General features: G+C 67.2%; 11 protein-coding genes. 2 read left to right on the top strand and 9 right to left on the bottom strand.

Annotated elements, in window-relative coordinates; translation table 11 throughout:
- Positions 1-7 precede the first annotated feature (7 nt).
- Positions 8-1,048: a hypothetical protein gene (locus ABE571_RS12120; RefSeq protein WP_346493770.1), complete on the top strand. Its 1,041-nt coding sequence runs from the start codon at positions 8-10 to the stop codon at positions 1,046-1,048.
- A gap of 68 nt (positions 1,049-1,116) precedes the next feature.
- Here the strand turns inward: ABE571_RS12120 and gdhA are convergent, their stop codons facing one another.
- The 9 genes from gdhA to ilvC all read right to left on the bottom strand — a co-directional run bounded on the left by gdhA (position 1,117) and on the right by ilvC (position 11,410).
- Positions 1,117-2,460, bottom strand: a complete 1,344-nt coding sequence (gdhA, locus tag ABE571_RS12115; RefSeq protein ID WP_313219641.1) for an NADP-specific glutamate dehydrogenase — start codon at positions 2,458-2,460, stop codon at positions 1,117-1,119.
- A 110-nt stretch (positions 2,461-2,570) separates the two neighbouring features.
- Entirely contained in the window at positions 2,571-3,632 is a 1,062-nt protein-coding gene (leuB, locus tag ABE571_RS12110; protein ID WP_346493769.1) for a 3-isopropylmalate dehydrogenase, read from the bottom strand.
- Positions 3,622-4,200: a 3-isopropylmalate dehydratase small subunit gene (leuD, locus tag ABE571_RS12105; RefSeq protein WP_123730256.1), complete on the bottom strand. Its 579-nt coding sequence runs from the start codon at positions 4,198-4,200 to the stop codon at positions 3,622-3,624. The genes leuB and leuD overlap by 11 nt, the downstream gene beginning before the upstream one ends.
- A complete protein-coding gene (gene leuC / locus ABE571_RS12100) occupies positions 4,200-5,621 on the bottom strand; it encodes a 3-isopropylmalate dehydratase large subunit (RefSeq protein WP_346481980.1) in 1,422 nt (473 codons plus the stop codon). Before leuC ends, leuD begins: the two co-directional genes overlap by 1 nt.
- A gap of 41 nt (positions 5,622-5,662) precedes the next feature.
- Positions 5,663-7,210 carry a 2-isopropylmalate synthase gene (locus ABE571_RS12095; RefSeq protein ID WP_313219644.1) on the bottom strand — a complete coding sequence of 516 codons (1,548 nt, stop codon included), beginning with the start codon at positions 7,208-7,210 and terminating at the stop codon, positions 5,663-5,665.
- Between the two features lie 2 nt (positions 7,211-7,212).
- Positions 7,213-8,310: a threonine dehydratase gene (locus ABE571_RS12090; protein WP_265309319.1), complete on the bottom strand. Its 1,098-nt coding sequence runs from the start codon at positions 8,308-8,310 to the stop codon at positions 7,213-7,215.
- A 114-nt stretch (positions 8,311-8,424) separates the two neighbouring features.
- Positions 8,425-8,679, bottom strand: coding sequence for an ACT domain-containing protein (locus tag ABE571_RS12085; protein ID WP_019183810.1), 255 nt, complete (start codon positions 8,677-8,679; stop codon positions 8,425-8,427).
- Positions 8,663-10,396: an acetolactate synthase 2 catalytic subunit gene (ilvG, locus tag ABE571_RS12080; RefSeq protein WP_313219645.1), complete on the bottom strand. Its 1,734-nt coding sequence runs from the start codon at positions 10,394-10,396 to the stop codon at positions 8,663-8,665. Before ilvG ends, ABE571_RS12085 begins: the two co-directional genes overlap by 17 nt.
- 39 nt (positions 10,397-10,435) lie before the next feature.
- Positions 10,436-11,410 (bottom strand): ketol-acid reductoisomerase, encoded by a 975-nt coding sequence (gene ilvC / locus ABE571_RS12075; protein ID WP_313219646.1) that lies wholly within the window; start codon positions 11,408-11,410, stop codon positions 10,436-10,438.
- 655 nt (positions 11,411-12,065) lie between these two features.
- On the opposite strand from ilvC, the gene ggt reads away from it, so the two are divergent.
- Positions 12,066-13,784 (top strand): gamma-glutamyltransferase, encoded by a 1,719-nt coding sequence (gene ggt / locus ABE571_RS12070; RefSeq protein WP_313209160.1) that lies wholly within the window; start codon positions 12,066-12,068, stop codon positions 13,782-13,784.
- Positions 13,785-13,833 lie beyond the last annotated feature (49 nt).

Below are 13,833 nucleotides of genomic sequence, written 5' to 3'. Positions count from 1 at the left end.
GCACATGATGTCGTCACGTTCCTCTTCTCCGTTCGCCACTGCGGCGGCGATCGTTCTGCTGATGGTTTCCGCGTTGCCAGCGCAGGCGACCACCGCTGCCAGTTTCCAGCGCGATCTCGTCGAGCTGCTGGAGTGCCGTGCCTCACCGGCGACGATGCAGGCGGTGACGACCGCGTTGCGTGGTGCAGCGTATGGCACGGCGCAGGAACGACCGGCCCATCTGCAGGGCTGGAGCTTCACGCGCAGCGGTGACGAGGAGCACGCGACGACCCTCATCGACATGCCGGTGACGTTGACGGCACACGGCGTCACAACGCACCGCGTGGTGGCGGATGACATGGGCTTCTCGATTCCCATCGATGCAGGGCAGCGTGCGCGCATCGTCAGCAGGAACGGACTTCGGCACCGGTCGAATACGTTGCGTGAGCCGTTCCAGATGTGGTCAGCGCCCGCCGCATCAGGCGATCCGGCATCGCCGGGCGCCATCGTGGTGAGCAGCGATGGTGCGGGCTATCGGTTGGGCTGTGACTACCCCGGTCCGATGCGCGAGGCGCGCCTTCCACCCCGATTGCGCGAGACGGCCACGGCGGATGATATGGGCGCCGCGCTCGAATGCCGGGCGGACGACGCTGCCATGCGGCGCATCGCCAACCTGCGGGAGCGTGTCTCGGAACTGTCGCCGCTGGCATGGCCGGACAATGTCCGCGCGGTGGCCGAGCGTGAGTACCGTGCTGATGGCCAGGAGATGCCGGTCATGGTCATCACCCTGGAGCAGCCGGTGGCGTTGAAGGGCTTGGCTGCGACGTCGATCGTCCTCGCGTATGGCGGCTACCTCGCAGCCGACATGGGCGATGCGCCGCTGAAGGCGGTGCTCGACGCCACTGGCCTGGGCGCGGTGGATCGTCAGGTGGAAGGGTATTGGAAGCGCGAAGCAACGCGGGAGCGGGCCGCTGGATACACGCGCGTGCGGGCATTCAGCGTGATACCCACCGACAGCGGTGCCGTGCTGGCCGGCTGCATGACGAGCGAGGTCCGCTCGGCGGACTGATCACGTTGGCAGGACGTACTGCAGGGCGCAGCGGATGAACACCGCTGCGCCTCTACAGCGGTCTGCCCTCAGTAAACGCCCTGCGCCAGCATCGCATCGGCCACTTTCACGAAGCCGGCGATATTGGCGCCATCCACGTAGTTCACGCTGCCATCGGCCCGCTTGCCGTGGCGCACGCAGTTGGCGTGGATATCCTTCATGATTCCGTGCAGGCGCTCATCGACATCGGCGTGATGCCATGACAGGCGCTGCGCGTTCTGGCTCATTTCCAGCCCCGAGGTGGCCACGCCGCCGGCATTGCTGGCCTTCCCCGGCGCATACAGGGTGCCCGCCTTGAGGAAGACCTCCATGGCCTCCAGTGTCGACGGCATGTTGGCGCCTTCGGCCACGCACAGCACATCGTTGTCCACCAGGGCGCGGGCATCGTCTTCGTCCAGTTCGTTCTGGGTGGCGCAGGGCAGGGCGATCTCGGCCGGGATGTGCCAGGGGCGCTTGCCGTCCAGGTACTCGAAGCGTTTGTCGTCAGCCAGTTCGGACAGGCAGCCGCGACGTTCGTTGCGCAGTTCCATCACCTCCTGCAGGCCCGCTTCGTCGAAGCCGTCACGGGCGTACAGCGTGCCGCCGGAATCGGAAAGCGTGAGTACGTTCGCGCCCAGTTCGATGGCCTTGATCGCCGCATGCTGGGCCACGTTGCCAGCGCCGGAAATCAACACCCTGGCGCCATCGGTATCGCGGCGGGCATGGTGCAGCATCTGCTCGACGAAGTAGACCGTGCCGAAGCCGGTCGCTTCCGGGCGCATCAGGCTGCCACCGTAGGAGAGACCTTTGCCGGTGAACACGCAGGCGGCATTGTTGGTGAGCTTCTTCATCATGCCGGCCATGTAGCCGACCTCGCGCGCGCCGACGCCGATATCGCCAGCCGGTACATCGGTGTCGGCACCCAGGTGGCGATGCAGTTCCAGCATCAGCGCCTGGCAGAAGCGCATCACCTCGGTGTCGCTGCGGCCCTTGGGATTGAAATCCGAACCGCCCTTGCCACCGCCCATCGGCAAGGTGGTCAGCGCGTTCTTCAGGGTCTGCTCGAAGGCGAGGAACTTCAGGATCGATTGGTTGACCGACGGATGGAAGCGCATGCCGCCTTTGAACGGGCCGATCGCCGAACTGTGCTGCACGCGCCAGCCGCGATTCACATGGATCTTTCCGGCATCATCGGCCCAGGCCACGCGAAACTGGATCACCCGCTCGGGCTCCACCAGCCGCTCCAGCAGGCCTTGTTCCAGGTAGCGGGGATTGCGCTCCAGGAACGGCCACAGGCTTTGGATCACTTCTTTGACGGCCTGCAGGAATTCCGGCTGATGCGGATCGCGCTGGGCCACGTGGTTGAGAAAGTCGGCAGAGGAACGAGGGTTCAAAGGCTTTCCTTGTTGGGGGCCGGCCGCTGGCTGCGACGTGGCCGCCGGGACAGGGAGGCCGTGCGGGATGTGGACACACGAACGCGGCCCTCAGGCCGCGTTCGTGACGATCATTGCAGCTTGGCAAGGACCGCGTCGGTTGCTGCGGCGGTACTCACCGCAAGACCCTTGGCGGCGAGATCGGCGGTGAACACGCCGTCATCCAGCACGGCATACACCGCGGCCTCGACCGTAGCAGCCTCGTCGTCCAGCCCCAGTGAATGCCGCAGCAGCATCGCGGCGCTGAAGATCGTCGCGTACGGATTGGCAATGCCCTTGCCGGCGATGTCCGGCGCCGAGCCGTGGATCGGCTCGTAGATGCCCACTGCGCCGGGCTCGCCCAGCGATGCCGAGGGCAGCAGACCGAGCGAGCCGGCCAACATCGAGGCCTCGTCGGTGAGGATGTCACCGAACATGTTCTCGGTCACGATCACGTCGTATTCGCGGGGCTTGGCCAGCAGGTGCATGGCCATCGAATCGACCAGTTGGTGTTCCAGTGCAACGTCCGGGAATTCCTCGCGGCCGATCCGCGCGGCGACATCGCGCCACAGACGCGAGGTTTCCAGCACGTTGGCCTTGTCCACCGAGGTGACCTTGCCGCGGCGGGTCTGGGCCAGGCGGAACGCGGTGCGCAGCACGCGCTCGATCTCGCCCACGCTGTAGCTGCACAGGTCGCTGGCGGTGTCGGCGGTGCGGGTCTTCTCACCGAAGTAGATGCCGCCGGTCAGCTCACGCACGACCACGAAGTCCACACCCTCCAGCAGTTCGGCCTTGATCGGCGAGGCGCCAAGCGCGGCCGCGTGCGTGCGCACCGGGCGCAGGTTGGCGTACAGACCCAGCGCCTTGCGGATTGCCAACAGACCCTGCTCCGGGCGGATCTTGGCATTCGGATCGGACCACTTCGGGCCGCCGACCGCGCCGAGCAGGATGGCGTCAGCCTTGCGGCACGCCTCCAGCGTGGTGGCCGGCAGCGGCTCGCCGTGGCGATCGATGGCGATGCCCCCGATATCGTGCTCCTGGAACCCGAAGGTGTGACCGAAACGGGTGGCGACGGCTTCCAGCACCGCGACGGCGGCGGCGGCGACTTCCGGACCGATGCCGTCACCCGGCAATACGACAATCTCAGCGTGCATGTTCACTCTCGTAACGTTCAATGTCAGGGGTACGACCCAACAGATACCCCAATTGGTCCACGCCTTCCAGCAGGCAGGTCTGCGAGAAGCCGTCCAGCGGGAAGGCATACACGCGTCCATCGGGCGTGCGCAGTTCGCGCGCGGCCACGTCGATGGTCAATTCGTCATCCGGGCGCTGCATCAGGGTCTGCACATCGGCCTCGTCCAACACGATCGGCAGCAGGCCGTTCTTGAGCGAATTGCCGCGGAAGATATCGGCGATCTCGCTGCTGACGATGGCGCGCAGGCCCAGGTCGGTCAGCGCCCACGGCGCGTGCTCACGCGAGGAGCCGCAGCCGAAGTTGCGGCCGGCCAGCAGAATGCTGCGGCCAGCGTTGTGCGGTTGGTTGAAGGCGAACGCCGGATTCGGCACGCCCTCGCTCTGCCAGCGCCAATCGTTGAATGCGTGCTTGCCCAAACCGACGCGCTCGGTGGTGGACAGAAAGCGCGCGGGAATGATCTGGTCGGTGTCGATGTTGGTCTCGCGCAGCACCACGCTGGTCGAGGTCAGGGTACGGAAGCCGCTCATCAGGCCACCTCCAGCGTGGCGTACAGTTCGCGTGGGTCGGCCACGCGGCCGTTCACCGCAGCCCAGGCGGCCGTCATCGGCGAGGCCAGCAGGGTGCGCGAACCGGGGCCTTGGCGGCCTTCGAAATTGCGGTTGCTGGTGCTGACCGCCAGTTGTCCCGGCGCGACCAGATCACCGTTCATGGCGATGCACATCGAGCAGCCCGGCTCGCGCCATTCGGCGCCGGCCGCGCGCACCACCACATCGATGCCTTCGGCTTCCGCCTGGCGCTTGACGATCTCCGAACCGGGCACCACCAGCATGCGTACGCCGTCGGCAACGCGGCGGCCCTGCAGCACCTGTGCCACTTCGCGCATGTCGCTCAGCCGGCCGTTGGTGCAGGAGCCGACGAAGACCACATCCACCGGGGTGCCGGCCAGGGTCTGCCCGGCGTGGAAGTGCATGTAGTCCAGGCCTTTCTGGTCGGCCGCATCGTTGGCCGCCGGGATCGGCTGGTCCACCGCGATCGCCGTGCCGGGGTGGGTGCCCCAGGTCAGGGTGGGGCGGATGTCGGCGGCCTCGATGTGGACCTCCACATCGAAGCGCGCGCCGGCATCGCTGCGCAGCTGCGACCAGGCGGCAACGGCCGCATCGAAGTCGGCGCCCTTGGGCCCGCGCGGGGTGTTGGCGACCCAGTCGAAGGTGGTCTGGTCGGGGGCGACCATGCCGGCGCGAGCGCCGGCCTCGATGGACATGTTGCACAACGTCATGCGCTGTTCCATGTCCATCGCCTCGATGGCGCTGCCGCGGAACTCCAGCACGTGGCCGGTGCCGCCGTTGACGCCGATCACGCCGATGATGTGCAGCACCACGTCCTTGGCGCCGACACCCTGGGCCAGCGCGCCATCGACGGTGATCGCCATCGTCTTGGCTTTACGCTGCAGCAGGCACTGCGTCGCCAGCACATGGCCGACCTCGCTGGTGCCGATGCCGAAGGCCAGCGCGCCAAACGCGCCATGTGTGGAGGTGTGGCTGTCGCCGCAGACGATGGTCATGCCCGGCTGGGTGAAGCCCTGCTCGGGGGCGATCACGTGCACGATGCCGCGGCTGGCCGACTGCAGGTCGAACAGCTCGATGCCGTGCGTGGCGCAGTTGTCGGCCAGCATCGCCACCTGGGCTTCGGAGGCGGCGCTGGCATAGGGCAGCTTGCCGTCGGCACCGGCCGGCAGGGTGGGGGTGGAGTGGTCCATCGTCGCCTTGGTCCGGTCCGGCCGGCGCGGGGAGAGGCCACGCTCGCGCAGTTCGGTGAAGGCCTGCGGCGAGGTCACCTCGTGGATCAGGTGCAGGTCGATGTACAGCACGGCGGGCGCGCTGTCGGTCTCGGGAACGACGACGTGGGCATCCCACAGTTTGTCGTACAGGGTGCGGGGAGCTGGGGTCATGGACTGGCCTTGCTGCGGTTCGGGGTACGTAGTGGGGGTGCTCAGGCCGCGGCGGTGGCCGCGGGCTGCTCGGCCGTCGCGTTGCGCTGGCGCAGCAGACGGTTGGCGACCTCCAGCCACGCCAGTGCGGAGGCTTCGATGATGTCGCGGCTGGTGCCGGTGCCTTCGTACTCCACGCCCTCATGGCGCACGCTCAGGTTGGCTTCGCCGCGCGCATCGGCGCCGATGCCCACACTGTGCACGTGGTAGCTGTCCAGCATCAACTGCACGCCGGTGGCGGCCGACAATGCGCCGAACAGCGCATCGACCGGACCATCGCCCTGCGCCGTCTCGGCAACGCGGTTGCCGTCAGGATCGGACAGCTCGACCAGCGCGTTGGCGCGGCTGCCGACGTCGCTGATCGTCATCGAGGCCAGCCGGTAGCCGTTCTGGGTAGCGCTGCCCTGCATCAGGGTCTGCAGGTCGGCGTCGGTGACCACGCGCTGCTGTTCGCACAGTGCCTTGAACTGTTCAAAGACGTGCTTCAGTTCCTCCTCGTACAGGAAGAAGCCCAGCGCACGCAGGCGTTGTTCGACCGCAGCGCGGCCACTGTGGCGGCCCAGCACCATCTGCGAGGATTCCCAGCCCACGTCTTCCGGGCGCATGATTTCGTAGGTGCCGCGGTGACGCAGCATGCCGTGCTGGTGGATGCCCGACTCGTGGGCGAAGGCGTTGGCGCCGACGATCGCCTTGTTGCGCTGGACCGGCATGCCGACCAGGCGCTGCAGCAGCTGCGAGGTGGCGACGATGCGCTGGGTGTTGATGTGCGTGTCTTCGTCGTAGAAGGCGTTGCGTACCTTCAGCACCATCGCGATTTCTTCCAGCGAGCAGTTGCCGGCGCGCTCGCCGATACCGTTGACGGTGCACTCGACCTGACGCGCGCCGCCTTCGATGGCGGCCAGCGAGTTGGCCACGGCCAGGCCCAGATCGTTATGGCAGTGCGCGCTGAAGATGATGCGGTCGCTGTCCGGGACGCCGGCGATCACGCGCTGGAACATCCCGCGGATCTCTTCCGGCGTGGTGAAGCCCACGGTGTCGGGCAGGTTGATGGTGGTGGCGCCGGCGGCTACCGCCACGCGGGCGACCTCGATCAGGAAATCTTCCTCGGTCCGCGTGGCGTCTTCAGCGGAGAACTCCACATCACCCACGTAGCTTCGGGCCAGGCTGACGTGCTTGTGCACCGACTCCAGCACCTGCTCGCGGCTCATGCGCAGCTTGTGCTCGCGGTGCAGCGGGCTGGTCGACAGGAATACATGCAGGCGCGGGTTCGCCGCTGCCTCCAGCGCCTTGGCCGAGGTTTCGATATCGGCGGCCAGGCAGCGCGACAGCACGGCCAGGGTCGGGCGGCGGACTTCGCGGGCGATCATGGCCATCGCTTCGCGGTCGGACTGGGAGCTGGCCGGGAAGCCGGTTTCCATGACATCCACGCCCAGCTCGTCCAGTGCGCGGGCCATTACCAGCTTCTGCTGCGGGCTCATGCTGCAGCCGGGCGATTGCTCGCCGTCGCGCAGGGTGGTGTCGAAAATTCTGATTCGGGGGGAGTTGGGCATGGTCACCAGGAGGTCTCCTCGACGGCAAGGTCGGATGGGATGGCAGAGGTAGGAATCGAAGCGGAAATCGGGGATGTCGCGAGCACGGTTGGTAGGGGCGGGCGTGTTCGCTCGCTGGCGCGGCGGCGCGGCTTGCGCGGGGGGCGGGGACGGATGTCGGCCAGCAGCTGGGCCAATACCAGCGCATCGATGTTGCCGCCGGAGACCACCGCGCACTTGCGCTTGCCGGCGACCCGGCGGCCGGCGGCCAGTGCCAGCGCGCCGGCACCTTCGGCGATGACGTGCTCTTCCAGCGCCAGCCGCACCAGGGTCTCGCGCAGCTCGGCTTCACGCACGATCACCACATCGTCCAGCAGCGCACTGCACAGCTTGCGGGTCAGGAAACCGGGAATCTTCACCTTGACGCCGTCGGCCAGCGTGGCGACGGGGGCGATTTCACGCACGTCGCCGCGGATGGCGCGGGCCATCGAATCGACGCCCTCCACCTGCGCACCGACGATGCGCACGCCCTGCGATTTCAGCGCCAGCGCGACGCCGGAGGCCAGGCCACCGCCGCCGATCGGCACGATCACCACGTCCGGCGCATGCGGGGCCAGTTCAATGCCCAAGGTGCCCTGGCCGGCGATCACGTCCGGGTCGTCGAAGGCGGACAGGAAGCGATAGCCGTGCTGGTCGGCCAGGGCACGGGCGAAGGCGTAGGCCTCGTCGTAGCTCTCACCGTGCTGGCGCACGGTGGCGCCCCAGTGGGCGACCCCGGCGATCTTGGTGGCCGGTGCACCGTGCGGCATCACCGTGATCGCCGGAATGTTCAAGCGGTAGGCGGCCCACGCCACGCCCTGGGCGTGGTTGCCGGCCGAGGCGCAGATGACCGGGCGGTCATCGCCGCGCTCACGCCCGGCCAGCAGGGCGTTCAATGCACCGCGCACCTTGTAGGACCCGGTGCGCTGCAGGTTTTCCAGCTTCAGCCAGACGCCGAAACGCTCGGCGTAGTGCAGCGGCGTGGGCGGCAGGAAGCGGCGCAGCCGCGCCTGCGCGGCCAACACATCGGCGACGCTTACGTCGCCTACCTCCGGTTCCTGCGGGGTACGGCTAGCCGGCATCACGCACCCGGCCATGGTGATCGTCGCGGCGCGGTACGCGCTGCGACGGCGCACGGTGCGACGCACGACCGAGAAGACACCTCCGTACCGGCACCGATGCAACGGTGCGGGCGTTCATGCGGATACTCCGGGTTCCAGCGCGCTGATGCGCACCGAAACACAGTCGTAGATCTTCTCGATCTGGCGACGCAGGGTTTCCGGCGGGCGGGTGGAATCGACCACCAGCTGCAGGTGCCAGCGGCCGTCGTCGGCGGCATTGGGCGCACCGGCGATCGCGCGCGGCGCGAAGCCGCGGCGTTCGGCCATGCCGATCACGCGCAGCAGCGCGCCTTCGGCCGGGGTCAGCACCAGGTCAAGCCGGTATTGCATTGGGGAACTCCTGGGACTGATGAGCGGGGTTGCTTTCCAGCATGGTGCTGTTGGCGTTGTTGGGCGGCACCAGCGGCCACACGTTGGCACGCGCATCGATGGCCACATGCAGCAGCGCCGGGCCGGGCTGGGCCAGCATCGCGGCCAGGCCACCTTCGACATCGTCACGCGCCTCGATGCGCGTGGCCGGAATGCCAAACACCTGGGCCAGTGCGGCGAAGTCGGGGTTGTCGGACAGATCGATCTCGCTGTAGCGCTCGGCGAAGAACAGTTCCTGCCACTGGCGGACCATGCCCAGCGAGCTGTTGTCCAGCAGCACGATCTTCACCGGCAGGCGGCAGCGGGCGATGGTGACCAGCTCCTGCACGTTCATCATGAAACTGCCATCGCCGGAGACCAGCACCACGGTGCGATCCGGGCAGGCGAACTGCGCACCCATCGCCGCGGGCAGGCCGAAGCCCATGGTGCCCAGCGCACCGCTGGTCAGGTGGTTGCGCGGGTGGGTGAAACGGCAATGCTGGGCGACCCACATCTGATGCTGGCCGACATCGCAGGCGATGATCGCGTCGCTCGGCGCCAGCTCGCTCAGCCGCTTCAGCAGCGCCGGTGCGTAGATGTGCTTGCCCGGTGCGTCGTAGCGCGGGGCGAAGCGTTCACGATGGCCCTGGCAGCGCTTGGCCCAGGCCTCCTGCGTGGCCGGTGCGGTGGCCGCGGCGGTCAGTGCGCGCAGCGCCGTACCGACATTGCCCGGCACCGCGATGTCGGCGGTGCGCAGCTTGGAGATCTCGTACGCATCGGCATCGATATGCACGACGCGGGCAAACGGGGCGAACTCGTTCAACTTGCCGGTCGCGCGGTCATCGAAACGCGCCCCGACCACGACCAGCAGATCGCTTTCCTGCACGGCCATGTTGGCCGCGCGGGTGCCGTGCATGCCCAGCATGCCCAGGTAGTGAGGGTGCTGCGGCGGCAGCGCCCCCAGGCCGCGCAGGGTCAGCACGGTCGGAATACGGGTTGCCTCGACGAAGGCACGGAAGTCCTCCACCGCATCGCCCAGCGCCACGCCACCCCCGGCATAGATCACCGGCTTTTCGGCCGCGGCGATGGCGGCGATGGTCTGCGCGATGGCCTCGTCCTGCGGCGCAGGCGGTGCCACCACCGTGGACGGCACGTGGTCGGGCAGGTGCGACGCATCGGCCACCTGCACGTCTTTGGGCAGATCGATCAGCACCGGACCAGGACGACCCTCGCGGGCGATCCGGAACGCATCGGCGACCACCTGCGGCAGGTCATCGACCGAGCGCACCAGCCAGCTGTGCTTGACGATCGGCAGGGTCAGCCCGAACACGTCCAGTTCCTGGAACGCGTCGGTGCCCAGCAGCGGGGTGGCGACCTGGCCGGTGATGCAGACCATCGGCACCGAATCCAGCATCGCATCGGCGATGCCGGTGACCAGGTTGGAGGCGCCCGGGCCGGAGGTGGCGACGCAGACGCCGACCCGGCCGCTGGCACGGGCGAAACCGTTGGCGGCCAGGGCCGCGCCCTGCTCATGGCGGACCAGGATGTGCTTCAGCCCGGAATCCACCAGGGCGTCATAGAACGGCATGATGGTGCCGCCCGGATAGCCGAACAGCGTATGCACGCCCTCGGCTTCCAGGGCCTGCGTCAACCAGCGTGCGCCGTTGCGGGGCGCGGTGCTGTGTGCGGAGGTATTCATGCGGTGACCTTTACGAAAGCGGGTGGGGGAGCCGCGCGGTTACGCGGCTTGACTTTGCAACCAGACCATCTTGGCGCGCAGTTCCTTGCCTACCTTCTCGATCGGGTGCTCCAGGTCGGCCTGCTTGAACTTGTTGTAGTTCGGCAGGCCCGCTTCGTACTCGGCCACCCAGTTCTTGGTGAAGGTGCCGTTCTGGATATCGGTCAGCACGTCCTTCATGCGCGCCTTGGTGCCGGCGTCGATCACGCGCGGGCCGCTGACGTAGTCGCCGTACTGCGCGGTTTCGGAGATGAATTCCAGCATGCGGGTGATGCCGCCTTCGTAGAACAGGTCCACGATCAGCTTCAGTTCGTGCAGGACTTCGTAGTAGGCGATTTCCGGCTGGTAGCCGGCTTCGACCAGGGTTTCGAAACCGGCCTGCACCAGGGCCGAGGCGCCACCGCACAGCACGGCCTGCTCGCCGAACAGATCGGTTTCGGTCTCTTCCTTGAAGGTGGTCTGGATCAGGTTGGCGCGCGCGCCGCCCAGGCCACCGGCGTAGGCCAGGGCGTACTCGGCGGCCTTGCCGCTCTTGTCCTGGTAGACCGCCCAGATGCACGGCACACCGCGGCCGATCTCATACTCGCGACGGACCAGTGCACCCGGGCCCTTCGGCGCGACCAGTACCACGTCCAGATCCTCGCGCGGTTTGATCATGTCGAAATGCACGTTCAGGCCGTGCGCGAACAGCAGCACCGCGCCCTGTTTCATGTTCGGCGCGAGCACGTCTTCGTAGAGCTTCTTCTGCACCATGTCCGGGGTCAGCACGGCGACCAGATCGGCATCCTTCACCGCCTCGGCGGGGGCTTTGACGGTGAAGCCGTCGGCCTGTGCCTTGACCTCGGTCGGACCGCCCGGGCGCAGCCCGACGACGACATCGAAACCGGATTCACGCAGATTCAGCGCGTGCGCGCGGCCCTGGCTGCCGTAGCCGACAACAGCGATCTTGATCTGGGGCAGGTCGTTGGTGCTCATGGGGGAGGTCCTTTGGAGGCAAGAAAAAAGAGGGCCGACGGTCAGCGACGCGTCGGCCCATCAGGGGAAGGGGTGGCACCGGCCTGGCCGCGACCACACGCGAACGCACCCGCCGTGGGGGCGGTAGGCGTCGGCTGGCTCGAGGTGGGCTGGCGGGTCATGGTGGAAGGCAACTCGGAGGGGAGGTGGGAAATCAAAGGGTTCTGAAACGAAAAAACCCGCACCTGGTCGGGTGCGGGTTTTGATGGATACCTGGCAGTCTTGCTTACACGCCGGTCCGTCCCGCACCTGTTGGTTGGGTAATAAGTACGAGGACGAGAAGCGAATGGATGGAGGCCGCGCCGTGGTCGGCGTGCTCGATGGATTCGCGGGTGGCTGTGCGCTGCAACATGAGATCGAGAAAACCACACGGCTTTTGGCGGTGTCAACCCTGGAAACACAATTTCCATCGGTTTCGCCTGCATCCACCGCAAGGCCCCGCCGTACAAGGATGGTTGCGGCTGAAAGCGTTCCGATGAACTGGAATTCAGCATTTTGCAGGGCCTGATTGCGCGGATTCGCGGCGGATTTGTGGGAGGTGCATGACCATAGTGGGATGTGCTCCGGCGGCATCTGCCGCCACCATCAGCTCGCTACCACCCTCAGGAACCACCCCGTGTCCTCACGCCTTGCCCGCGGCCTGCTCGCCGCCGCCGTCCTGTGTGCCCTGCCTGCGGCCGCCATCGCCGCCGACCGGATCACCGGCCACACCTTCGCCACCCGCTCGGAGGTGATCGCCCCGCACGCGATGGCCGCCACCTCCCAGCCCCTGGCCACCCAGATCGCCCTGGACGTGATGAAGTCCGGTGGTTCGGCGGTGGATGCCGCGATCGCGGCCAATGCCGCTCTCGGTTTGATGGAACCCACCGGCAACGGCGTCGGCGGTGATCTGTTCGCGATCGTATGGGACCCCAAAAGCGGGAAGCTGTATGGGTACAACGGCTCGGGTCGCTCGCCGAAGTCGCTGACCCTGGCCGAGTTCCAGCGCCGGGGCCTGAAGGAGATTCCGGCCACCGGTCCGCTGCCGGTCTCGGTACCCGGCGCGGTGGATGGCTGGTTCGCCCTGCATGACCGTTTCGGCCGCAAGCCGATGGCCGACAACCTCGCGCCCGCCATCCGCTACGCCCGCGAAGGCCACCCGGTCGCCGAGGTGATCGCCTACTACTGGGACCGCTCGGTGCCGCGACTGTCCAAGTACCCTGGCTTCACCGAGCAGTTCACGATCAACGGCCATGCCCCGCGCAAGGGCGAGATGTGGAAGAACCCGAACCTGGCCCACACGCTGGAGCAGATCGCCCAGGGCGGCCGCGATGCCTTCTACAAAGGCGAGATCGCCCGCACCATCGGCACCTACTTCAAGGCCAATGGCGGCTACCTGAGCTATGAGGACATGGCCAGCCATCACGGCGAGTGGGTGGAGCCGGTCAGCAGCAACTACCGCGGCTATGACGTGTGGGAGCTGCCGCCGAACAGCCAGGGCATCGCCGCGCTGCAGATCCTCAACGTGCTGGAAGGCTACGATTTCTCCAACATCCCCTTCGGCTCGCCCGAACACGTGCACCTGTTCGTGGAAGCCAAGAAGCTGGCCTTCGCCGACCGCGCGCGCTTCTACACCGATCCGGCGTTCCACCCGGCCCCGGTCGACCGGTTGATTTCCAAAGGCTACGCCGCTGAGCGCCGCAAGCTGATCTCGATGGACAAGGCGCTGAGTGAAGTGCAGCCGGGTACGCCGAAGCAGCTGCAGGAAGGTGACACGATCTACATGACCGTCGCTGATGCCGACGGCATGATGGTCTCGCTGATCCAGTCCAACTACCGCGGCATGGGCAGCGGCATGGCGCCTCCGGGCCTGGGATTCATCCTGCAGGACCGTGGCGAGATGTTCGTGCTGCAGAAGGATCACCCGAACGGCTATGCGCCGGGCAAGCGTCCGTTCCAGACCATCATCCCGGGCTTCGTCACCAAGGACGGCAAGCCGTGGATGAGCTTCGGCGTGATGGGGGGCGCGATGCAGCCGCAGGGCCATGCCCAGATCGTGATGAACATGGTCGATTTCGGAATGAATCTGCAGGAAGCCGGGGATGCGCCGCGCATCCAGCACGAGGGCTCGACCGAGCCGACCGGGCAGGCCACCGCGATGAGCGACGGTGGCGAAGTCAACCTGGAAACCGGCTTCCCGTACGAAACAGTGCGCGCGTTGATGCGCAAGGGCCACCGGGTGGTGTTCGCGGATGGTCCCTACGGTGGGTACCAGGCGATCCTGCGTGATCCGGAGACCGGGGTGTACTACGGCGCGTCGGAAAGCCGCAAGGATGGGCAGGCGGCGGGGTACTGACTCCCTCGTGCTTCGTAGCGCCGACCGTTGGTCGGCAGAGTCGCAGGGC

Origin of the sequence: Stenotrophomonas sp. TWI273, assembly GCF_039674765.1 — a bacterium.
In the GTDB taxonomy this organism is placed as follows: Bacteria; Pseudomonadota; Gammaproteobacteria; order Xanthomonadales; family Xanthomonadaceae; genus Stenotrophomonas.
Note: the sequence above shows the minus strand (reverse complement) of the source record. Positions and strands in the feature narration are given on the sequence as shown.